Annotated in this window: 22 protein-coding genes and 1 pseudogene; 9 read left to right on the top strand and 14 right to left on the bottom strand. The window is 69.0% G+C overall.

Annotation, left to right across the window (positions count from 1 at the left end; genetic code table 11):
• The first annotated feature begins 9 nt into the window (after window positions 1-9).
• Entirely contained in the window at window positions 10-3,021 is a 3,012-nt protein-coding gene (locus QF027_RS01565; RefSeq protein ID WP_307072179.1) for a S53 family peptidase, read from the top strand.
• Here the strand turns inward: QF027_RS01565 and QF027_RS01560 are convergent.
• The 8 genes from QF027_RS01560 to QF027_RS01520 all read right to left on the bottom strand — a co-directional run bounded on the left by QF027_RS01560 (window position 3,009) and on the right by QF027_RS01520 (window position 9,413).
• Complete coding sequence (locus QF027_RS01560) at window positions 3,009-3,248, bottom strand: hypothetical protein (protein ID WP_306987007.1); 240 nt, start codon at window positions 3,246-3,248, stop codon at window positions 3,009-3,011. The genes QF027_RS01565 and QF027_RS01560 overlap by 13 nt on opposite strands.
• Window positions 3,249-3,317: 69 nt before the next feature.
• Entirely contained in the window at window positions 3,318-3,770 is a 453-nt protein-coding gene (locus QF027_RS01555; protein ID WP_307072178.1) for a hypothetical protein, read from the bottom strand.
• A gap of 271 nt (window positions 3,771-4,041) precedes the next feature.
• Entirely contained in the window at window positions 4,042-4,818 is a 777-nt protein-coding gene (locus tag QF027_RS01550; protein WP_306987004.1) for a polysaccharide deacetylase family protein, read from the bottom strand.
• Window positions 4,819-4,896: 78 nt separating this feature from the next.
• Complete coding sequence (locus QF027_RS01545; RefSeq protein ID WP_306987003.1) at window positions 4,897-5,172, bottom strand: helix-turn-helix domain-containing protein; 276 nt, start codon at window positions 5,170-5,172, stop codon at window positions 4,897-4,899.
• Window positions 5,145-5,666 carry a hypothetical protein gene (locus QF027_RS01540; protein ID WP_306987002.1) on the bottom strand — a complete coding sequence of 174 codons (522 nt, stop codon included), beginning with the start codon at window positions 5,664-5,666 and terminating at the stop codon, window positions 5,145-5,147. The genes QF027_RS01545 and QF027_RS01540 overlap by 28 nt, the downstream gene beginning before the upstream one ends.
• The gene (locus QF027_RS01535) at window positions 5,663-6,994 is read right to left on the bottom strand and encodes a hypothetical protein (protein WP_307072177.1); all 1,332 of its coding nucleotides are present in this window, start codon (window positions 6,992-6,994) and stop codon (window positions 5,663-5,665) included. The genes QF027_RS01540 and QF027_RS01535 overlap by 4 nt, the downstream gene beginning before the upstream one ends.
• Before the next feature lie 197 nt (window positions 6,995-7,191).
• Window positions 7,192-7,698, bottom strand: a complete 507-nt coding sequence (locus tag QF027_RS01530) for a PepSY domain-containing protein (protein WP_306987000.1) — start codon at window positions 7,696-7,698, stop codon at window positions 7,192-7,194.
• A 1,469-nt stretch (window positions 7,699-9,167) separates the two neighbouring features.
• On the bottom strand, window positions 9,168-9,413 hold the full coding sequence (locus QF027_RS01520) for a DUF2630 family protein (RefSeq protein ID WP_306986999.1): 246 nt from the start codon (window positions 9,411-9,413) through the stop codon (window positions 9,168-9,170).
• A gap of 272 nt (window positions 9,414-9,685) precedes the next feature.
• Between QF027_RS01520 and QF027_RS49465 the strand changes: the two genes are divergently transcribed.
• The 6 genes from QF027_RS49465 (at window position 9,686) to QF027_RS01495 (ending at window position 15,956) form a co-directional block, all read left to right on the top strand.
• The gene (locus tag QF027_RS49465) at window positions 9,686-10,147 is read left to right on the top strand and encodes a transposase (RefSeq protein ID WP_373431095.1); all 462 of its coding nucleotides are present in this window, start codon (window positions 9,686-9,688) and stop codon (window positions 10,145-10,147) included.
• 47 nt (window positions 10,148-10,194) lie between these two features.
• Complete coding sequence (locus QF027_RS01515; protein WP_306986998.1) at window positions 10,195-10,752, top strand: site-specific integrase; 558 nt, start codon at window positions 10,195-10,197, stop codon at window positions 10,750-10,752.
• A gap of 123 nt (window positions 10,753-10,875) precedes the next feature.
• The gene (locus QF027_RS01510; RefSeq protein ID WP_306986997.1) at window positions 10,876-11,676 is read left to right on the top strand and encodes a hypothetical protein; all 801 of its coding nucleotides are present in this window, start codon (window positions 10,876-10,878) and stop codon (window positions 11,674-11,676) included.
• Window positions 11,673-13,490 (top strand): hypothetical protein, encoded by a 1,818-nt coding sequence (locus QF027_RS01505; RefSeq protein WP_307072176.1) that lies wholly within the window; start codon window positions 11,673-11,675, stop codon window positions 13,488-13,490. Before QF027_RS01510 ends, QF027_RS01505 begins: the two co-directional genes overlap by 4 nt.
• A gap of 424 nt (window positions 13,491-13,914) precedes the next feature.
• Complete coding sequence (locus QF027_RS01500) at window positions 13,915-15,558, top strand: hypothetical protein (RefSeq protein WP_307072175.1); 1,644 nt, start codon at window positions 13,915-13,917, stop codon at window positions 15,556-15,558.
• Complete coding sequence (locus QF027_RS01495) at window positions 15,555-15,956, top strand: hypothetical protein (protein ID WP_307072174.1); 402 nt, start codon at window positions 15,555-15,557, stop codon at window positions 15,954-15,956. Before QF027_RS01500 ends, QF027_RS01495 begins: the two co-directional genes overlap by 4 nt.
• A gap of 19 nt (window positions 15,957-15,975) precedes the next feature.
• Here QF027_RS01495 and QF027_RS01490 read toward each other — a convergent pair.
• The 6 genes and pseudogenes from QF027_RS01490 to QF027_RS01465 form a co-directional block, all read right to left on the bottom strand.
• Window positions 15,976-16,101, bottom strand: a pseudogene (locus tag QF027_RS01490) (IS5 family transposase); the annotation flags it as partial.
• A complete protein-coding gene (locus QF027_RS01485) occupies window positions 16,050-16,445 on the bottom strand; it encodes an alpha/beta fold hydrolase (RefSeq protein WP_306986994.1) in 396 nt (131 codons plus the stop codon). The gene QF027_RS01485 and the pseudogene QF027_RS01490, both read right to left, overlap by 52 nt.
• Window positions 16,446-16,493: 48 nt before the next feature.
• Window positions 16,494-17,447 carry a D-2-hydroxyacid dehydrogenase family protein gene (locus QF027_RS01480; protein WP_307072173.1) on the bottom strand — a complete coding sequence of 318 codons (954 nt, stop codon included), beginning with the start codon at window positions 17,445-17,447 and terminating at the stop codon, window positions 16,494-16,496.
• Window positions 17,448-17,513: 66 nt separating this feature from the next.
• Entirely contained in the window at window positions 17,514-18,368 is an 855-nt protein-coding gene (locus QF027_RS01475) for an MBL fold metallo-hydrolase (protein ID WP_307072172.1), read from the bottom strand.
• The gene (locus QF027_RS01470) at window positions 18,365-19,330 is read right to left on the bottom strand and encodes a zinc-dependent alcohol dehydrogenase family protein (RefSeq protein WP_306986992.1); all 966 of its coding nucleotides are present in this window, start codon (window positions 19,328-19,330) and stop codon (window positions 18,365-18,367) included. The genes QF027_RS01475 and QF027_RS01470 overlap by 4 nt, the downstream gene beginning before the upstream one ends.
• A 103-nt stretch (window positions 19,331-19,433) precedes the next feature.
• The gene (locus QF027_RS01465; RefSeq protein WP_307072171.1) at window positions 19,434-20,057 is read right to left on the bottom strand and encodes a TetR/AcrR family transcriptional regulator; all 624 of its coding nucleotides are present in this window, start codon (window positions 20,055-20,057) and stop codon (window positions 19,434-19,436) included.
• 186 nt (window positions 20,058-20,243) lie between these two features.
• On the opposite strand from QF027_RS01465, the gene QF027_RS01460 reads away from it, so the two are divergent.
• Together QF027_RS01460 and QF027_RS01455 are read left to right on the top strand one after the other, a co-directional pair.
• Window positions 20,244-20,456 carry a nuclear transport factor 2 family protein gene (locus tag QF027_RS01460; protein ID WP_306986990.1) on the top strand — a complete coding sequence of 71 codons (213 nt, stop codon included), beginning with the start codon at window positions 20,244-20,246 and terminating at the stop codon, window positions 20,454-20,456.
• A gap of 310 nt (window positions 20,457-20,766) precedes the next feature.
• Window positions 20,767-21,174 (top strand): tautomerase family protein, encoded by a 408-nt coding sequence (locus tag QF027_RS01455; protein ID WP_306986988.1) that lies wholly within the window; start codon window positions 20,767-20,769, stop codon window positions 21,172-21,174.
• Window positions 21,175-21,209: the final 35 nt, after the last annotated feature.

The raw sequence follows: 21,209 nt of genomic DNA, 5'->3' as shown, positions 1-21,209 counted from the left end.
GATCTCTGCATGGCCAAGAAGGCCTACGCCGCGCCGGGACGTCCCGGGCGCGCGGCAGCCAAGACCGCCAGACGGGCCAGGGCGATCACCGTGGCTTCCAGCGCTGCCGTCGCCCTCATCGCCGTCACCGCGACCGCCAACGGCGCGATCACCGAGGCGGCAACGGCCGGATCGGGCGCACCCAAGCGAATAGGCGCGGCACCGCATGTCCCGACGGGTGCGACCATCACCGGCGCGACCGCGTCGGGAACCACGCTGCACCTCAGCGTGAACCTGGCCCCACGCGACCCGCAGTCGCTGGCGGACTTCGTCACCGCGGTGTCCACGCCGGGCAGCGCCCGATACCACCGTTACCTGGCCAAGGGGCAGTTCGCTTCGGTCTTCGGTCCTACCCGGGCCACCATCGCGGGAGTCTCACAGGCGTTGAAGGCGGCCGGTCTCTCTCCCGGCAAGGTCAGCCCCGACGGCCTGTCCATCCCGGTCACCGCCACCGCTGCGCAGGCGTCCCACGCCTTCGGCACCGGCTTTCGGAACGTTCGGCTGAAGGACGGCACCACCGACTACCTCAACACCTCGGCCCCCGCGATGCCCGCGAACGTGGCGTCCTCGGTGACCGGGATCGTCGGCCTGAGCAGCGTCAACACTGTCACCAGCCACCACTCTGCGGTGCGTCGCGCGAGCAGACACAGCTCTGCCACCGCCGTCTCCGGACGCAGTTCGAGCGCGGTGACCGCCGATACGTACAACCCGGCGCTCTGCGCCGACTTCACCGGCTCGGGCCTGACCGACGGCACCGACTACTACAGCCCCGGCAAGCTGGCCGGCGCCTACGGGATGACCAGCTCCGCCACTGCCGGCGCGGGGCAGACCGTGGCCGTGTTCGAGCTGGAGAACGTCGACGCCGGCAGCGTCGCCGCGTACCAGTCCTGCGTCGGCACCAGCACCTCGGTCTCCCACGTGTACGTCGATACGACGTCAGGGGCGGGCGCCCCGGCCACCGACGGATCGGTCGGCGTGGAGTCGGCGCTCGACATCGAGGACCTGATCGGTCTGGTGCCCGGCGCGAGCATCATCGACTACCAGGGCCCGGACGCCGCGTCCGCGACCGACCAGAACGTGCTCGACGTCTACCAGCGGATGGTCACCGACGACCAGGCGCAGGTCGTCTCCACCAGTTGGGGTGAATGCGAGGCGGTCGAGAGCAGCGCGACCGCGAGTGCCGAGAACACCATCTTCGCGGAGGCTGCCGCCCAGGGACAGAGCGTCGTCGCCGCTTCGGGCGACGACGGTTCCAGCGACTGCTACAGCGCGACCGGCTCCACGGCCAAGGCGGTCGACGACCCCGCGAGCCAGCCCTACGTCACCGGTGTCGGTGGTACCACGATGACCAGCTCGGGCAGCACCACGACTCAGACGACGTGGGGGAACGATGCCGGTGGTACCGGTGGCGGTGTCTCCTCGCGCTGGGCGCCCGTCGTCTACCAGGGCGGTGTCGCCACCACCACCAAGCGGGCCGTCCCGGATGTCTCCGCTCTGGCGGACCCGGCCGACGGGTATCCGATCTACCTCCAGGACGACAGTCAGTCCTCCAGCCCCGTTCCCGGCATCGTCGGCGGCACCAGCGGTGCGGCCCCGACCTGGGCCGCCGCGATCGTCCAGGCCAACGCCGGCACGGCCTGCCAGGCCAATGGCCGGGTCGGCTTCCTCAACAACGCCCTCTACAAGGCCGCACGCAGCAGCTACCCGGCGAACCTTTGGGACGTCACCAGCGGCGACAACTCCGTGTACGCCACCGGCTACACGGCGGCGGCCGGCTACGACGAGGTGACCGGCCTGGGATCGCCCAAGGAGGCCGGCCTGACCACCGCACTGTGCGCAGCCCAGGGCACAGCAGCCACGGGCGCCTCCACCTTCCATCCGCTCAGCAGCCCCAAGCGCCTGCTGGACACCCGCAACGGCACCGGCTGGGGCCTCAGCTCCATCCCGACCACCAAGCCCCTGGTCGCGGGCGGTACCGCCCCGGTCAAGATCGAGGGTGCCGGGGGGATCCCCAGCAGCGGAGTGACCGCTGTCGTGCTCAACCTCACGGTCACCGGCACCACCGGCTCGGGTTCGTTGATCGCCTGGGCCGACGGCACCAGCAAACCGTCGACCAGCAACCTCAACTGGACCGCCGCGGGCCAGACCATCGCGGCCTCGGCGACCGTGAAGGTGGCCGGCGACGGCGTGGTGGACCTCTACACGAGCAGCACCACCCACCTGATCGCCGATGTCCAGGGTTACTACACCAGCAGCACCACCGGCTCGAAGTACACGGCGCTGACCCCGGCCCGTCTGCTGGACACCCGCTCCAAGGTCGGCATCTCCACCACCACCAAGATCTCCAACGCGGTGATCAGCCTCAAGGTCCGCGGTCATGGAGGCGTGCCGACCGGCGCCAGCTCCGTGGTGCTCAACCTGACGGCCACCCAGACCGTCGGCGGGGGATACCTGGAGGCCTACCCCGAAGGCGCCACCCGCCCGACCGCGTCCAACCTCAACTGGTCGGCCACCGGGACCACCATCCCCAACCTGGTGGTCGTGCCGATCGGCAGCGACGGCAACGTCAGCGTCTACGTGCACGGCACCAGCCACGTGATCGCCGACGTCTCCGGCTACTTCTCCACCAGCGGCTCGACCTTCGACACGGTCACCCCGCTGCGCCTGCTGGACACACGTCAGACGACGGCGCTGGGCGCCGGCAAGACGCTGGCCCTGCAGATCTCGGGGCGCGACGCCATCCCGTCCACCGGCGTCAAGGCCGTCGTGCTGACCGTCACCGTCACCGGCACCACCGGCAGCGGCTACCTCACCGCCTGGGCCGACGGCGGCAGCCGTCCGACGGCCTCCAACCTGAACTGGGTGCAGGGCAAGACGATCGCCAACCAGGTGATCGTGCCGGTCGGCTCCGACGGCAAGGTGGACTTCTACACGAGCAGCACCACCCAGGTGCTCGCGGACGTGGCCGGCTACATCAGCTGACGCCCACCGACGACACGACCGCGATGCCCCAGGCGCTGGTCGTGGCGCAGGACAGCCGGCACGACGATCGCCTGCGTGCCCGGAGCGGCCTTGCGCCAGCGTGGGCCCAGCTGCTTGCGGCGCCGGCGTATCAGTCCGTCGACGAGATCGACGGTCCGCTTCGACACAGGAAGCCGGGCCTGGTAGACAACACTGGGAGAGCCCTTGGCAGGCGGCTGTTTCTTCACGTGAACGCCAACTCCCGCTGGGGGCCCTCGTGTTACAGCCGGAACTGGCCGGTCTGCCCCAGTCGGTGATCAACGTGGCAGATACCGCTCCGAGCCCGTCCGGGTCAGCCACCCCCGGTCGGACAGCTTGCGCAACTGGCCGCGGACCGGCTCGACCTTTGCCGGAGTGTTCTCGCGACTCAGTGCGAGCGCAACGTCCTTGGCCATCACCGGCCCCGACGCCTTCACGACGATCTCCTTGATCCGCCGATACTCCGGCGTGAGCACCTCCACTCCCATGCCTTTCTCGCGGTCCGGGATCAGCCGCATCCCACCCGCCCCGGGCGTCACCACCACCGGCTTCGGCTCCACCGACGGCTGCCGTCCTCCGTCCGTCGCCTCGGCCCACTGCCCGAACACCACCTCGGCCGCCTCCAGGCGGCCCAGCTCGGCGTCAATCTCCGCCAGCTCCTTGCGCAGCGGCTCGGCCCGCTCAGTCAGTCGCATCCGCTGCTCGATCGTCCACGTCAGCACGCCCACCATGCGCCTCCCTCGCGTTGCGGAACCTACGAGACGCCTTGGGCGAACCACCCCAGAACCCGCGAACCGGCCCGTGGCAGACGATCACCTGCTAATGATCACGTCCGAGATCAGCACGAGCGCGTCAATCTCCACCCACACCAGCGTCCCGACCTGCGCATGGAAAATCGGTCGATGGGATGCAGAACGAGTCACCGGAGTTCGGCGGAACCGGTGGCCGCCGCTCCCGTGGTGGCGAGGGACCCATGAGGCGGACGCTTCGCATGTCAGTCAGTCACTTGTAGATCTTGCCGGGCTCGGCCTTGGCCGGAGCGAGCAGCTGGGAGACGGTCACGAAGGTGTAGCCCTGCTTGCTGAGCGCCTTCAGGATGGAAGGCATGGCCGGCACGGTGCCCTTGTGCAGCGGGTGGAGCAGGATGATCCCGTCGCGGCCGGCGCCGTCGAGCACGCGCTTGGTGATCAGCGCGGTGTCGTCCGTCTCGTAGTCCTTCGCGGTCACCGTCCACAGCACCTGCGCCATCCCCAGTTCTTTCGCGACGTTGGAGACGCGGTCGTCGGTGCGGCCCTGGGGCGGGCGCATCAGCGTCGGCTCGCTGCCGGTGATGCCGGAGATGGCCCGTGCTGTGCGGCGCAGCTCGTCGCGGATCTGCGCATCAGAGACATCGGTCAGCACCGCGTGCGTCCAGGTGTGGTCCCCGATCTCGTGGCCGTCCTTGGCGATCCGCCGCACCACGTCCGGGAACTTGTGGATGCGCCGGCCCTCGAGGAAGAACGTCGACGGCGCCTTGTACTGCTTCAGGAGGTCCATCAGCCGGTCGGTGGGTTCGCCCGGGTTGCCGTCGAAAGTGAGGGCGATGCACTTGACCTTCCGGCAGTCCACCTGCCCCGCCGGTACGGTTGCTCCAGTCGCGGCCCGGTCACGTTCCTCGCGCGGGGAGAGCGTCTCCATCTTGTTCGTCTGGATGACCATGGCGACGGTCATGGTCACGGCCGCCACCACGGCCAGGGTCAGGAGTATGAGCAGGCGAGGCCGTCTCTTCAGGATCTTCACGTCAAGGAGAAGATTTCAGCGACGGAAGGGTTGCCCAGCCGCCTCGGCTGTGAGGTAGGACACGTGTGTGCAGCGCTTTCAAGCGAGCTGTGGCGCGACCTCGGCTGCGATTCGCTCCAGCGCCACCGTCGGCGGCCGCAGTTCCGGCGAACCGGCCCGCCAGGTGCGGACGGTGTCCAGGTGCAGGCCTGTCTCACGGACGATGCGCGCGTTGGAACGCCCGCGCGCCGCGTGTAGGACGATCTGCGCGCGGAGGCGCATCCGATGCTCGGTCTTGTGGCCGTAGGCCATCTTCTTCAGCCGCTCGCGCTCGGCGGCGGTCGGGGCTATCGGGCGGGCCGGGGCAACGGGCATGGGGCGAGGGCCGATCGGGAGAAGTGGATCACAGCAGGCCGTAGCCTGCCGCGTCCGCTTCCCGGCCCGTCGGGCAGGATGGCTGCGATGCCCACACCTCCGCAGTCCACCCGGCTCTCGCTCCAGCAGCGCTTTGGTGGCGCGACGCGCTGTGCCGCGGCCGCCAGCCACAGGCATACGACGGGAGGCACGGCACTCCCGACCGCCGTGGCCAGCGCCGCCGTCGCCAGCGGCTCGCTGAGGGTGGGCACGACGGCGCTGCGTGTGGTGCCGTCGGCGGCCCGTACCGTCAGCTCGCAGCCCTCCTCGGTCATGCTGATCCTGTCGGCCAGTCCGTAACCGGTGTCGACGCACTTCTTGGTGGCGACGGCATCGGCGACGAAGAACAGCACGGCCGCCAGGACGGCGAGTCCGAGCGCCGCTGTCAGACCCACCGTGCGCAGGGTGCGGTTTCTGTCATGGGCGGGTCGGCCCTGCCGGTCGTGTGCGGTCATACGCTCATCCTCCTTGCGGTGGTCAGCTGTTGGCGGGGCAGGTTCCGGTGCCATTGGACGACGCGGTCGGGGAGCCGCCGCGGGCCCATTCCGCGCAGCTCGGCACCGTCCACCCACGGCTGCTGTTCACCATCAGCTCGGTGGCCGCGTCGGCCCGCGTGTAGTTCAGGCCCATGCAGGAGCTGCCTGGGTCCATACCCGCGTCGTTGCAGTCGTTGCAGTCGTTGCTGAGCTTCTGGCCCGCGAGGCCGTAGGGGGAGGCGGACTTGGCACCCTTCTCGGCGTGGATCCAGAAGTTGTACGTGACGCCCCCGGTCAGGTTCTTCGGGTAGCCGACGCCGACGGAGAAGTCGAGCTTCTGGCACGAGTCGGTGGTGTCGTCCCAGTCCCAGTACGCGACAGCGGCGCTCGGGTAGTTCCAGCCCTAGTCGACGGCGTTCCACTTGAAGCCCGTCGACCAGGCCGCCGAGAACTCGGTGTAGGCGCTGTCCGCGCAGTACGGGCGCGGGAAGATGTCCACCAGGTCGTAGTTGTACAGCGACAGGTTGTGCTCGTAGCCGAAGTCGTCGCCGAAGGCGGCGAGGTCGCTGGCTCGACCCCCAGCTCATGTAGTGCCGGAAGTGGCGCGGCTTGGAACTCGCCGAGTAGCGGTAGGCCTGCAGCTCCGCCGAGACGGGAGCCCAGGTGTTGCCGATGTTGGCCGGGGTGACGTCGCCCTGGCCGTCGGGCGCGGGTTCTTCCGTCGTGCTGGAGTCGGCGGGGACGGGCTCCTGGTGGCTCGCCTCGACCGCGGCGAGGACCGCGGCACGGCGGCCCAGCAGCTGCTCGCGCTCCGGGGTGGCCGTGACGGCCTGCTGCAGCGTGCCGAGCGGCAGTTCCTCGACCGCGGGGGAGTCCGAGTCGAAGACCTGGGACCGGGACAGCACCGGGGCGAGGGCGGTGAGCCGGTCGGCAGGCACCTCGCCGTCGACCACGACGAGGAACACCAGCGGCTCCACGCCGTACTCCTCGGTCACGGCCTCGCGCATGTTCTCGATGGCCTGGTCGGCCGGGACGCCCGGGCCGGGCTGGCTGCCGCCGCCGAAGTCACCGGTGTACCGCAGCAGCAGCGGGTTCAGCCCGGCCAGCGAGACCTTTAGCTCGTCGAGGGTCTGCGGGACGGTGAACAGCAGCCGCGTCACCTTCTGCTGCACCTGCGGAACGCTCGTCGCCGTGACCGTCGGCGCCGGCTCCTCGGTCTGCGCCGCCGCCGTCGTGGCGGGCAGCACGGCCAGGGACAGACAGCCGACGGCTGCCGTGGCCCACAGGCCCATACGTCGAAACGTCATTCGGCATCGCTCCGGATCTTTGCGTACGGGGTACGGATCGGGTCGTGGGGATTGTGTGGGGGCACGGGTGAGCCGCCGGTACGGGATGGCTCGTCGTACGGGTCGGTGAACTGTGTGTACGGACAGCGCCCTTGAGGTGCGGGATCAGCTCCTCGTACGGGATCAAGTCGCCGTACGGACCAGGTCGCCGTACGGGATCAGCTCTTCGTACGGGAAAGGACGGCGCCGCTGCGGGCGTCGACCGTGACGCGCTCCACGTCCGGGGTCTCGGCGCCCGGGCGGCCTGTGAGGCCGCGGTCGACGGTGACCGTCCAGCGCGAGATGTCCCAGGTGTCGGGGGTCGCGGTCGCGGTGCCGTGGTCGTCGCCGATCGCGGCGCGGGCCGCGGCGACGGCCTCCTCGGCGGTGACCACGAAGCCCGCAGTGCCCGCGGTGCCCCGCGCGGCGGACAGATAGGTCACGGCGCCGGTGCGGCGGTCGACCTCGACGGTCACCTCGCGCACTCCCGGGTGCCCGGCCTCGGTCGGGCGCCAGCGCAGCAGCGTCACGGCGTCGCCCGCGACATGGCTCACGGACTCCTCGGCGACCTCCCAGTCCGCGCTCCAGCCGGGGCCGTTGCGGCCGACGAACTCCTCGGCGGCGGCCCGGACCTCGGCCGCGTCCAGCGACAGCTCACCGCTCGTCGAATCCTGTGCTTGTCTCAACCGAGACTGGAGAGAGCAGATTTCTTACGTTGGACGAGTCGCTAAGGCTCCCCGAGGAAGGTCGGCTCGTGGCGGAGTGACGTGGTCGCGTGTGTGGATGTGACCGCAGAGGAAGGGTGCAAATGGGGGTATGTCCTTGAGGCATCTGATGGTCCGGGAGATGGTGCGGATCTGCACAGGGTTCGGGCACAGTGTCGGCCCTGTCCTGGAGGTTGGGCAGGACGGACAGGTCCTCGTCTACGTGTCGGTGCAGGACGGGTCCGAGTTCCAGTGTTGGGACTTGCGTACGGGGGAACTCGCCTGGCGCGACGGAGAGGGGGTCTCCGGCTGCAATGACACGGCGTTGGTACGGCTTCCAGGCGGAGGTTTGTCACTGGCTGTCGCCACAGAGGACGGCGTCGAGTGGTGGGACGCGTTGACGGGCCGTTACCGCCCGGAACTTGCCTGGGAGGAGAGGACCGTCTGGGCCCTGAGTGCCGGACAGCTTGGTGGCAGGCCGGTACTTCTTGGCGCCGGCAATGACGGGACCGTGTACCGGTGGGACGGCATCAGCGGTGCAGCGCTGGAAAGCCTCGGTTTGAGGTCGGCTCAGGTAGCTCTGCGATGGCTGTGGGATGCGTGCCCACGCCGTCCAAGGGGGGAGTGATCGTGGCGGGGGACGACGCGGGTCGACTCTGGCGCTGGGACCCGGTGACCGGACACCCTCTCGGAGAGCCGACCGCAGGACATGCCTCCACGGTTCGCATCATCAAGGCACTGCCACCCCTGGCCACGGGGAGGTCGCTGTTCGTCTCCACCGACCAGGAACGAATACTTCAGAGGTGGGACACCGAACCGGCACTCCAGTCGGCCCTCCGATGGAAACCGGCACCTACGTCTTCGCTCTCGCGACGGCACGCGTGGACGGGACTGATCTGCTGCTCGCGGCGGGCGCCGACGAGATGGTCCGCGCGTGGGACGCGGAGACGGGTGAACCAATTGGTCTCTCCGTCAACGGCGTTGCGGTGAGTGGCTTACCCAGCGGGAGTCTGCCTGGCGTTGGGGCCGCTGTGGGCTGGTTGTTGATCCAGCTGAGGCCGCCGAGGTCGAGGTGGTGACGGGCGCGGGTGACGGCGACGTAGGCGAGGCGTGCGCCGGTGTCGCTGATGGGTTCGGGGACGCCTGCCCAGCCCTGCTCGTCAGGGAGGAAGGGTCTCCCGATGTTCGAAGTCGGAATTTCGACCAGCGATGCGGCGTTGCGGGTGCGGGTGGGCCTGGACCGGGTTCTGCATCGAAGACGAGGGGCACGTCGGTGTCCGGCGAAGACCTGCTGGGCCAGTCGCGTTCACCCTCTCCTGCAGGAGCCTGTCACATCGCCTGCGTGGCGCGCCCGGCTGACAGGGGCGAAGTAAACCGCCTTTGGACGGGCTCTGCCCGTGCCGGGCATGGTGGGAGCGACGGGGGCGGTCCGGCCATGCCCGGAGCCGCAGTCAGTCTAGGTAGCCCTCGACCTGTGACGAAGGGCGTACGTGCGCCTCGTCCGGGTTCTCGCCGAACTCCGTCTTCGCGCGCCGCTGGCGCAGCAGGTCCCAGCACTGGTCCAGTTCGCGTTCCAGCTGCCCGAGCTGAGCGTGTTCGGTCGTGCTGTCGATCTGTCCGGCCGCGAGGGCGTCGCGGAGCCTGCGTTCGTCGTCGACCATCGTCTTGATCCTGGCCAGGATGTGTTCTTGGTCCATGTCAGTACGCCTCCTCGGCATCGACCCCACTGTAGGGGTACGGGCGTGGCGACGGCACGGCGACAGCGGCTGGTCAGCTCCGGGGTGGGAGCTGGCGCTGGTGGCGTTACGGAGCGGCCTGAGAGGGCGGGCCTGGCTTGCCTGACCTGAGCCGACGAACTCCCATCGCGTCGGCCTGGGCGCGTGAGGCACGACAGAGCATCTGTCCGCGGGCGCGAAGGAGCGATCAACTGGGCTTGATCCGCTTTGACGGACATCTGAGATCAGGGGTTGTGCCCCGGAAGGATGGCCATCATGGAGAGGATGGGAAGAAGAAGCCTCGGCCTCACCGTTCGTTCACGCCGGAGTTCAAGGCCGCGATCGTCGAGCTGTGCCGACGTGGTGACCGCTCGGTCGGCCAGATCGCCAAGGACTTCGACCTGATCGAGACCGCGGTGCGGCTGTGGGTGAGCCAGGCCGAGACCGACGCGGGCGAGCGCGGTGACCTGATCAGCAGCGAACGCGAGGAACTGGCCGACTGCGGCGGGAGAACCGCCGGCTGCGGGAGGACGTGGAGGTCCTCGAGCGGGCCACGGTTTTCGTCGCGACGGAGACTCCGAGTACAGGGCCCGGCCCAACTGGTTTGGCGGACAGCGCATCGAGGCCGCTGTTTGGCGCGGTCGCGGGCATCGTGGGCGGGGCCGGTCTCGTCTGAGTGTCTGGAGAACCGTCCCACTTGGGTTATGCGCTGTTGAGCTGTCCGCGGCTATCGTCCAGCGTCATGTCGATCACAGGGTGGCGGGTGCACTTCACCCGGCGGGACCCGGCGTGGCCGAGGGAAGTGACTCCATTCATACGGGAGTTCAGTGGCCTGTTCGGCGGTCTGGATCAGCGGCTGGATGACCTGGGCGTGCCCGAGGGGCAGCCGTTCCTGATGAGCCCGGCGGCCGAGTACGACGTGGCCTTGAACCGCTACTTCTCGGTGTGGCTGGCATCTTCACCGTGGAACACTCAGGCCGCGCATGCCCGGGACCTGCGTACATACTTCGACTTCCTGTGGTTCGGGCGAGGCCGGTGCGACTGGCGCGACGCGACGATGGACGATCGGGCGGCGTACGAGTGGTGGCGTCGTCGCGACGACTCCGGGCCCCGAGTGGAAGACACCAGTTGGGACCGGGAAGTCTCTACGGTCAACCAGTTCTACCTGTGGGCGATCGAGCAGGACCTCGTACGAGCCAACCCCGTTCGCCAGCGCGCATCTGTGGCCTGGTCGCCGTGGCGCCGCGGGGCTGACGGGAGCTCGGTGCGGCAGGTGCCGGCCGAGGCGTCGCACACGGGGCCACGGCGCGAGGTGAAGTGATTGCCGCCGAGGTCGTATCGGCTGTGGCGCAACGTGGGGCTGAGCGGATTTGACGCGAACGAGATGCCGAGGCGGGCGTTCCGGGGCAGGTGGGCGGCGCGGAACGCAGCGTATGCCGACTCGATGATCCGTACGGGGTTGCGGCTGTGCGAGCACTCGGCGCTGACGGTGTTCGAGGTGCCGGAGCTCCCGCCGGCTGGGTCCGGGATTGTCAACGCGCGGGCGATGCTGCCGCACGCGATCTCCAAGGGGCACTCGGGGCGGGCGGTGTACTGGCCGGTGTCCGTGCTGCGGGACGTGCGGGACTATATGGAGTGGGACCGGGCGGAGATGCTCGACTACGGCCGTTCGCGCGGCTTCTACACCCCATCTCGCCGGTCGCTGCTGGTAGAGGACCCGGCCGCGCCCAGGGTAAGGATCGGGGGCCGTTGGGTGCCGGTGGCTCGCTTGGACGCGGCTGAGCGGCGCCGGCTGCTGGTGGCCACAGCGGACGGCGGGTGGGAGCCGGCGATGGTGTGGCTGAACCAGTGGGGTCTGCCGATGACGGTCTCCGGGTGGAAGCAGGTCTTCGCCGATGCCAACGACCGGTGCCGTGCCCGAGGCGTCGGCGTTGCGGCGACCCCGCACATGCTGCGCCATTCCTACGCGGTGACCACGCTGGAGCTGTTGTGGCGGGGACATCTGCAGGCACTGGGCGAGATGAACGAGCAGCAGCGGCTGACGTATCAGCGGGTGTTCGGGGACCCGTTGAACTGGGTGCGGATCAGGCTGGGTCACCGGTCGGCGACTACCACGGCGATCTACCTGCACACTCTGCAGGAGCTGGAGATGCGTACGCGCCTGGAGCTGGTGCCGGAAGGGGCGTGGGAGCCGGCGGGCTTCAGCGAGGAGGGCTGGCTGGAGCGGTCGGCGGTGGCCGCGTGAGCCAGGACTCACCGCGCGCGGGCCGCGGGTGTGCGGCGGCTGTGCCCGAGGGGCTCTATCAGCCGCCACCGGTCGTGGAGGTTCCCAAGGAGGGGGGATCGCCGGTAGCGCGGTTCACCGGGGAGGACGGGCGCGAGTGCGTGTTCCGGTTCGAGGAGTTGCCGCTGCCGGGGATGCATCTGGACTTCGCGTACGCGCTGGGGGTGCGGATCGGGCCTGGCGGCGGGTGCCGGACCCAGCGGGCGGCGAGCGGCCAGTGGCAGTCGATCAAACGGTTCCTCCTGCTCCTGGACCGCCTTCCTGTTCCGCCGCAGCGGGTGGAGGACCTGCGGGCGCGTCATCTGGAGCGGTATCTGATGTCACGGCGGGAGACGTGCTCGGAGAAGTCTGCTCGCAGAGACCTCCAGGGGCTGCTGCGGATCGTGCGCGCCTTGCCTGGCCAGGACCGGCTGGATCGGACGGCAGCGGACTTCGCCGGGCAGCGCGGCCACGGGGTGGATGCCCAGCAGGAGATGCGTCCGGGGTACTCGGACCGGGAGTTCCAGGCCGTCATGGCTGCCGCCCGTTCGGACGTGGCGGCTATCCGTGACCGGCTCGCGGCGGGCGAGAGCCTGCTGCGGCGCTTCCTCGAGGCCCCCGATTCCCTGACTCTCGCCGAACGGGAGCAGGGCGTACGGCTGGAGGCGATGGCGCGTACGGGGCGGGTCCAGGTGGACTACCGAGGGCTTTCGGCGGGCGAGTATCCGGCGGCCTGCTACGCACAGGCGCGGCAGCTGTTCGCCATCGACCCGGACCTCGCCCCGCTGTTGATCTACGCGGCAGGGTTGAGCGGCAGGAACCCGGAGACGCTCAAGGAACTGCCCGCTGAGCACCGGCTGCTGGAGGAACGGGCGGTCGCGGTGACGCTGACCAAGCGCCGCCGGGGCAAGGCCAACTCCCGGGCGAGCGTGCACTGGAGTGTCGATCCGGACCGGGACCTGAGGACGATGGGCAGCTTCTACCTGCTGCTGCACCGGATGATGGCGCGCAGCCGCGCGTTCTCCCATACCGCCTCGGTGTGGTCGATCTGGGCGGGCAGCGGTCGTGGCGGCGCCCGGCATGCCGCGACCGCGGGGCATTGCGGCCCGTTCGATGCTGAGCTGGCCCGCAAGTTGAAGCTGAGGGCGTGGGCCGACGGCCACGGACTGGTCGGCGACGACGGGGCGCCGCTTGAGATGTTGGTGACCCGGATGAAGAAGACCGTCGAGGCCCGTACGGCCAAGCGGGTCGGCGGGCACCTGCCGTCCGCCCGGCTGACCAACACGGCGCAGACGTCCTTCGCCCATTACCTGCGAGCGGATCCGTTCATCAGCGAGTGGGCCGCCGACGTGCTGACCGAGGCAATCACCGACGCCGAACACCACGCCCGCGACGTCATGCTCCGGCTAGGTGGGGCGGACCCCAAGGCCGTGCCCCAGACCGCACGGAACAAAGCGGAGGTGGGAGAGCTCGACACGCTCGCCGCCTCGTGTCTCGACATGGAGCACCATCCGGCCGGCGGCCGATGCCGAAGCTCGTTTCTTAGCTGCTTCAGCTGCTCCAACGCGCTGGTGCTGGAGCGGCACTTGCCCGCTCTCCTCGCCCTGGTCGACGCCCTGCGTGAGGATCTCCAGCAGCGCGACGCCGAGCAGTGGACTGCCCAGCACGGTACGACCTGGCAGATCCTGACCCGCGACATCCTGCCCCGCTTCAGCCCCGCCCAGCACGCCGCTGCCGCCCAGGGGAAACCTCTACTGCCGCTCGACCTGCTGGACGGCCCGAAGGAAGCCCCGTGACCAGTGCCTTCGAAACCGCCGCACGGCCAACCGCGGTGCCCGGCGACACTCTGGTGCTGGCCGGGCGTCCGCTGCGCGATCACGCCGTCCTGGAGCAGACGTCCCGCTACGCCGAGGATGTATGGGTGCTGACGCCAGCCTGGCTGCGGGTTGACCAGAAGACCCTCCGGCTGGACTTCACGCTGCTGCCGCCTGCGCTGGTCGATGTCGCCAAACCGCTGTTCCTCGCTCTACTCGCCCACGACACCCCGCCAGGGGAGCTGCCCTTGGCGATCGACAGCATCCGTACCTACTTCGGCTGTGTGCGGCGTTTCCTGTGGTGGGTCCACGGCCGCGACCGCACCCTGCGGGAGCTCGACGGTGAGGACCTGGACGACTACCACCGCGAGATCACGGCACTTCGGCTGTCCGGCGGTGCCACCCGATGCAACCGGCGAGCGGTGCGGATGTTCTGGCCTACCGGAATGTCCTGCCCGACCACCTCGGCCAGGATCCGCTGCGACGGCCCCTGTGGCAAGCATGGGCACGCCATCACCGCCGCGCGGGCGGAGAGAATCTCACCGACCGCATCCCCGAGCAGGTCGTAGCACCGCTGCTGAGCTGGGCGATGCGCTGGGTCGACGACTTCGCCGACGATGTCCTGGCTGCCCGCGCAGAGCGCGACGCTATCGATGCCCGGTCGCCCGCCGGCCCTGACCTGCCCACCGCGCTGGCGGAACTGCTGGACGACTTCCGTCGCCGTCGCCACCCCCTGCCAGCGGCACCCGCGCGCCTGGCCTCCGCCCGCCGAGGTGAGCCCTTCCCCAGCACCAGCTACCTGGCTCGACTGCTGGGCTATCCCGTTCACCGCCTGGACGAGGCCCGGCCACGACAGATGATCGCGGAGGCCGTCGGCGACGTCGGAGTCGACACGGACTGCCCGCTCGCGCACGCTCCCCAGGGGCGGCTGGAGGGCCGACCGTGGCTGGAGCGCATCTCGTACTACGACGTCGCACGCATGGAGCGGCTGCTTCTGGTGTCCTGCTGGATCGTGATCGCCTATCTCTCCGGCATGCGCGACTCCGAGATCAAGCACCTTAAGCGCGGATGCCTGAGCGTCCAGCAGGCACCGGACGGGCATGTCTACCGGCACCGGCTGGCCAGCCTCGCCTTCAAGGGCGAAGACGTCCACGGCGCGGAGGCCACCTGGATCGTCACCGCCCCCGTCGCCCGGGCCATCGCCGTCCTCGAACGCTTCCAGCCCCAGGACCAGCCCTACTTGCTCGCCCCCGCACCCAGCCCCCGCCGCCGCAGCGCATTCCCGGTGCCCAACAGCAACACCACCAACAAGGACATCACCTTCCTGATCTCCTGGATCACCGCCTACTGCGACGACCGCAGCCGCCCCGACGGGATACCCCTGGAACGGGGCCGGCTGCCTCGGCTGACCACGCGCCAGTTCCGGCGGACCCTGGCCTGGTTCATCGCCCGCCGCCCCGGCGGCGCCATCGCGGGAGCCCTGCAATACCGCCACCAGTGCATTCAAATGTTCGAGGGCTACGCCGGCACCAGCGACTCCGGCTTCCGCGACGAGGTCGAAGCCGAGCAAGCCCTCGCCCGGGGCCAGCTCCTCGCCGAGATGGGCGCTGACGAAGACCGACCGACGCTTTCAGGACCAGCCGGCGCCGAGGCCGAAGCCCGGCTCGCCGAGTTCGCCCGGCACACCGTCTTCGACGGCCAGGTCGTCACTGACGAAGCCCGCCTGCGCCGCATCGTGGCCCGCCACGACCCGCACCTGTACCTGGGGACCTTCGTCACCTGCGTCTACAACCCCGACCGCGCCCTGTGCCGCACGTCCAACGCTCCCGGCGACGGCCAGCCCGTCCTGGCCGACTGCCAGCCCCTGGCCTGCCGAAACACCGCCCTCACGCCTGCCAACCGCCAGGCGTTGAACGGCCACCTGACCAAGCTGAAGGAGGCCCTGGCCAACCGCGACCACCTCGCCCCCTACGTCCGCCACCGCCTTGAGGAACAGCACCGTGCCACCGCCGCGTTCCTCACCCGCCACACCCCGGAGATCGCCGAGTGAAACGCGTTCTGCCCGACACCGACACCGTCAAAGCCGCCATCGACACCGTCCTTGCCGAGGCCGCCGCCCGCGGACGGCGGCCCACCGTGACCGCGGTCGAGCGGTTCCTGGACATCCCGCACGCCACCTTCCACCGGCACTACGCCGACCTGATCGACGCGCACTTCCGGCCCCACACCCCGGCCCCAGCCCGGCCTGCGGTTCCGCGGGTACCCTCCGGATCCGACGTACGTACGGAAGCCAACCTGAGCCGGCTACGGAAGGAGAACACCGACCTGCGCCGCACTCTCGCCCTGTACGAGGAGGCCATCCGCCAGCTGACCCTCGAAAATGACGCTCTGCGCAGCGGCGCCGCCGTTCTTCCGCTGCCTACCCGCCGCACGCCCGCGCCGTCCTGACTGAGCGTTTGGTCCGGGGTTAGGTTCCGCGCCAGTTCAGCGTGGCTTCACCGGTGAGTCTGCGGGCCATGAGGTCGATCATCGCGAGGTGGATCATGGCTTCGGAGCGGTGCGGGTGGCGTTCGTAGTCACGGGCGAGGCGTCGGTCGGCACGGCAGTAGGGGGCACCACCGTGTCCGATGGCGCATGCTGCGTGGCATGAATGAGTCCAACGCGGGTCAGGCCCAGCGCCTGGATGAACGCCGCCGCGTCATCGGCCTGCGCTTCCACGGTGTCCGGGGTCTGGCCACTGGAGCTTGCGACGCCTGTGTTGTCGAACGGAATGGCCGGACGGTTCGCGGCCAGTCCGTCCGTCACCGCAGGATCCCAGTGATCCATGCCGCCACGGAAATGCCGCAGGAACACCAGCGGTGTGCCGGTCTCGGCGCCGAAGCGCCGGCAGGCGTACCGAATCCCGTTCGCCGTGACGAACCGCGTCGGAGCCGTCACATGGGAGAGAGGCGGTGTGTGAGTCGGTCGGGTCGTCGTCTTCGGCTCCTACTTCATCAGCCGCACGGGAGAACCCGCCTGGAACGCGGCGATGTCCTCGACGGAGTCCTGATAGAAAATCTCGTACAAGTCGCGGTTCACGAATCCGACGTGCCCCGTGAGCAGCGCGTTCGGCAGCGCCCGCAACGGGTGGTCCGCGGGTAGCGGCTCGGTGTCGTACACGTCGAGGGCGGCTGCTCGGATCGCGCCCTCACGCAGGACGTCGATCAGGGCGACCTCGTCGACGACCGGTCCGCGTGAGGTGTTGACCAGGAGGGCCGAGGGCTTCATCGACCGGAGTTCCGCCGCGCCGACCAGCCCGCGTGTTTGCTTGCTGAGCGGTACGTGGATCGAGAGCACATCGCTTTCGGTGAAGAGTCGCTCCTTCGTCACCGCCCGCGCGCCGTGCTCGGCGGCGGTTTCGGGGGTCAGGCTCCGACTCCATGCGATGGTGTCCATTCCGAAGGCCTGTCCGATCCGTGCCACTCCGGAGCCGACGCGACCGAGGCCCAGAATGCCGAGAGTCCTGCCGTGCAGCCCCTCGCCGACCGATACCTGCCAGCCGCCGGCGCGCATCGACTCCGCCTCGACGACCAGGTTTCTCGTGGCACCGAGGATCAGCGCCCAGGTGTGCTCGATGGTGGGGTGGGACTCATAGCGGGTCCCGCACACCGTGATGCCGAGTCTGTGGGCGGCCGTAAGGTCGATGGCGGCATTGGCGGGGCCGGTGCTGACCAGGAGCCGGAGGTCGGGCAGCCGCTCCAGGACCTCGGCCGGGAATCGCGTGCGCTCCCGCATGGCCACGAGCACGTCGAACCCGGCGAGGCTACGGACCACCTCGTCGGCATCGGCGAACGGCTCGGTGAAAACGACGACTTCGGCAACGAGCGATCCCCAGTCGGCCAGGCTCGTCGCGACGTTCTGATAGTCGTCGAGGATCGCGATCTTCATGCGGGTGGCCATGTCGGCAACCTCCGTATTTCGTCGAGGTGATGCGCCTGTCTTCGTGGGGTGGCGACGCGGTGTGGCTCAGGCGAGCAGGCCCAGGGCGCTGTACCAAAGGGGTCCCGGGTTGAGCCGGTCACCGTGGAGCTTCGAAATCTCCTCGAAGAACTCCAGCGGCTCCGGCTTGCCGGCCAGGAGCCGGATCGCGTCGCGCAGGTACTGCCGGGTCTCGTCCAGGATCTTCGGGTCGTCGGGCAGGTCTGCCTTCTTGTGACCGGCGACCACGTGGCGCGGATCGAGTGCGGCGACCCGGTCGATGCCGTCCAGCCACGCCTGAAGGCCGCCGTCACCGCCTTCGAGCATCATCAGGTGCACGCCGTTGTAGACCACGTCCCCGGCGACGACGAGACCGATCGACGGCACGTGCAGGACGCTGGAGTCGTCGGTGTCGGTGTGACCGGTCTCGACGGCCCGGAGGACTCGGCCCTCCAGCCGGAATCCCTCGGTCGGCACGGGCACGGCGAGGACCGGGGTGTTCTCCGGGACCCCGGGGAAGGTCTTCGCGAACCCCTTGTCCTTGCTCTCCAGTTGGCTGCGCATCTGCCGGATGGTGCCCTCGGTGGCGTACACCACGCTGTCGGCGTCGCCGAACCGTTCCAGCAGCGTCGCGGTGCCGAACCAGTGGTCGGGGTGGCCGTGGGTGACGTAGACGTACGCCAGACGCTTCCCTGAGCGCGCCAAGCCCTCGGCGACCTGCGCGATCTGGGTGTGAGTCAGCGGCGGGTCCACCAGGACCGCGTCGCGTTCTCCGGTGATCAGGGTGGATGAGATCGGCGAGGACACGATCCCGTCGCCGTTCGGCAGCTGAAGATCGATCTTCCGGGGAACGCCGTCAGAGACCAGGACTTCGTAGGACAGTTCGGGCATCTCGATCGTCATGACCGGGCCACCTTGAGCAGGGTCTTTCCGCCGCGGACGACCTGCTCGATCGCCGTATGGATGTCATCGAGGTCGAACACGGCGCCTAGCGGAACGAACAGGGCTCCGCTCGCGACCAGGGGCGTGGCCTCGCGGATGACGGGGAGGACCTTTGTCGCGTAGTCGAAATGGCCGGCGAAGAATCCGTGTACCGTCGCGCGCTTGCCGATCAGGGTCAGTGCGTCGACGGACATCGGCTGTCCGGTCGCCGAGGCGTAGCTGACGAGCGCACCGCCCTCGGACAGCAGGTCGAGCAGGTGGGCGGGAGCGTCGCCGCCCACCGAGTCGACGGCGAGCCCGACCCGGGCATCGCCGATCGCCGTGCGAACCTCTTCGACCGCCGTCGGGCCGTCGAGGCGGACGATGTCCGCGCCGGCCGCGGTCAGTTCGGCGGACACGGACTCGTCCCGGACGAAGTTGATCGTCCGGAATCCGCGGGCCTTCGCCAGGGCGATCAGGGAACGTCCGACGCCGGAGTTCGCGGCGTTCTGCACGATCCAGTCCCCGGGCCTCAGGTCGGCGTACTCGCTCAGGATCAGACCGGCCGTGGGCGGATTGATGCCCAGCATCGAGAACTGCTCGACGCTGCCTTCCGGCAGTCGGAACAGCCCGTCGGCGGGCAGCAGCAGCCGCTCGCGCCAGGCACCGGCGAGCAGCGGCAGAACCACCAGGTCGCCCGCCGCGAGCGTGTCGACGCCGGGGCCCGCCTCGACAACCCGGCCGACACCCTCGCTGCCGAGGACCAGCGGGAGCGGTGGCCGCCCGAGCTCGCCCCTGACGACCTTGAGGTCGTGCAGGTTCAGCGGTGAGAGCTCGACCGCGACCTTGACCTCGCCGGCGCCGGGAGCGTTCGGCTCCTGGAGATCGACGACGCGTACGACGTCCTCCGGCTTTCCGAACTGGGTGATCTGGATGGCACGCATAGGGACTCCCGGTGAGAGGCGGCGAACTCCTCGCCACAGTCAAACTGCACATTTTGCTTATGTCCGCCGCGGCTTGTCCGTCGTCGGACGAGAGGGGGGAATGTCAGCGCCGCACGTTCGGTGCGTCCGCCCTGGGGATCAGCTCCAGCGCCGATTGGGCCGTCTGCCGGAGCGTCGTGGCGTCGACGCCCGCCTTGGCCATGTTGTCGATGCCCCTGATCACGCTCAGCAGCAGATATCCCAGGGCCTGGGCGTCGACGTGCTCGGCCACTTCTCCCGCGTCCTGGGCGTCGCGTAGCGCGGACGCGAGGGCGCCGGCGAGATCCTCGAACGCGCGACGGGCCGTGCCCGCCACCATGTCGTCCTCTCCGGCGCGGTCTGCGGTGACCTTGCTGAGGAAGCATCCCCGGCGCGGCGACTCGGTCGCGAAGGCGTCGGCGAGTGAGACGACGTAGCGCTCCAGGCGGGCCATCGGCGAGGTGAGCACCGCGTGCGGGCCCTCCCGCAGTTCCTCGCGGGCCTGGGCGACGAGGCCCTGGCAGTAGTCGGAGAAGACGCGCACATAAAGGTCGTGCTTGTTGCCGAACGCCTTGTAGATGCTGCCCTTGCCCAGGCCGGTCGCATCCATGAGGTCATAGGTGGACGTGCCGTCGAATCCGGTGGTCCAGAACCGGTCGCGCACGACATCAAGCACGGTGGTCTCGTCGAAGCCTCGTTTTCGCCCCATGGCCTCACCATACCTCATTGTGGTCCAAGTGGACCACAATGAGGGTCGGCAACCCGACCCTCCATGCCGGCGCGGACGGATCGCCTGACGCTCTTCGCCTTGTTGACTGACTGGACCACTTCATGCTTCTATTGTGGTCCAGTCAGTCAACAAAGTCGTGTCGGTCGGCAAACCTGAGGAGGACTGATGACTCAGAGCCGAACGAGGACGGCGACGGAGCGGAACAAGGCCGTCGTCCTCGAGTTCCTGACGACCGCGTTCAGCTCGAAGGACTTCACCGCGCTGGACCGGTACCTGCACCCCGACTACCTCCAGCACAACCCGTTCATCCCGCCGGCCAGGGCCGGGCTGGGCCAGTTCATCGCGGACCTGCCCGACGCCAGCCGGTACGAGCCGTAGGCGGAGCGGAAGCGGGTCGCCGCGGCGTCGGTAGTGGCTGACCTGGGCTCGGGTCTGGTGTCGAAGCCGAGTTCCACGGCCCACTCGGCGAGGGTGTCTGCCCACCGCCGCACATTGCCGACGAGCCCCGGTCCGTCCCCGCGGTCGCCGATCACGCCGATCACGTTGCAGACGCGCCGGAGCGTCCTCGGGTCGCGGCCTGCGCCGGCGGCCGCCTCGCCGATGATCCGCTCTTAGCTAAGCCGAGAAAACAGCCAACTTCATCGCCTCATCTGACCTGAACAACACAACCGAGGAAACACTCATGCCAATGTTTCACGCCCACCTTCCGGCTCAAAAGTTCTCTAGCGAAGAGAAGCGGGCTCTGGCGGATGCCTTGAATCTCGCTCTTCATGAAGCCATGGATACACCTATGGATGACCGTTTCGTCATCATCAGTGAGCACAAGGACGATGAATTCTTCATCCATCCGACTTTTCCTGACGTGAAGCGATCCGACAAGCGCATGCTCGTAACGGTGACGACCGGCACGAGCAGGACGGTGGAGCAGAAACGCAAGCTCGCGGAGCTGGTCACCCGATACGCCGTAGAAAAGGTTGGCGTCAGCCAGGACGATGTCACCCTGATGATGTATGCCATTCCCTTGGAGAACATGAGCTTCGGCGGCGGAAAGCTGGTCTCTGACATCGACCTCTCTATGCCTTGGGTAAACAGGTAAGAAGGGCGAAGCTGCCCTGTTCTTTGGATCGGGGC

Source organism: Streptomyces canus (assembly GCF_030816965.1).
In the GTDB taxonomy this organism is placed as follows: Bacteria; Actinomycetota; Actinomycetes; order Streptomycetales; family Streptomycetaceae; genus Streptomyces; species Streptomyces canus_E.
Note: the sequence above shows the minus strand (reverse complement) of the source record. Positions and strands in the feature narration are given on the sequence as shown.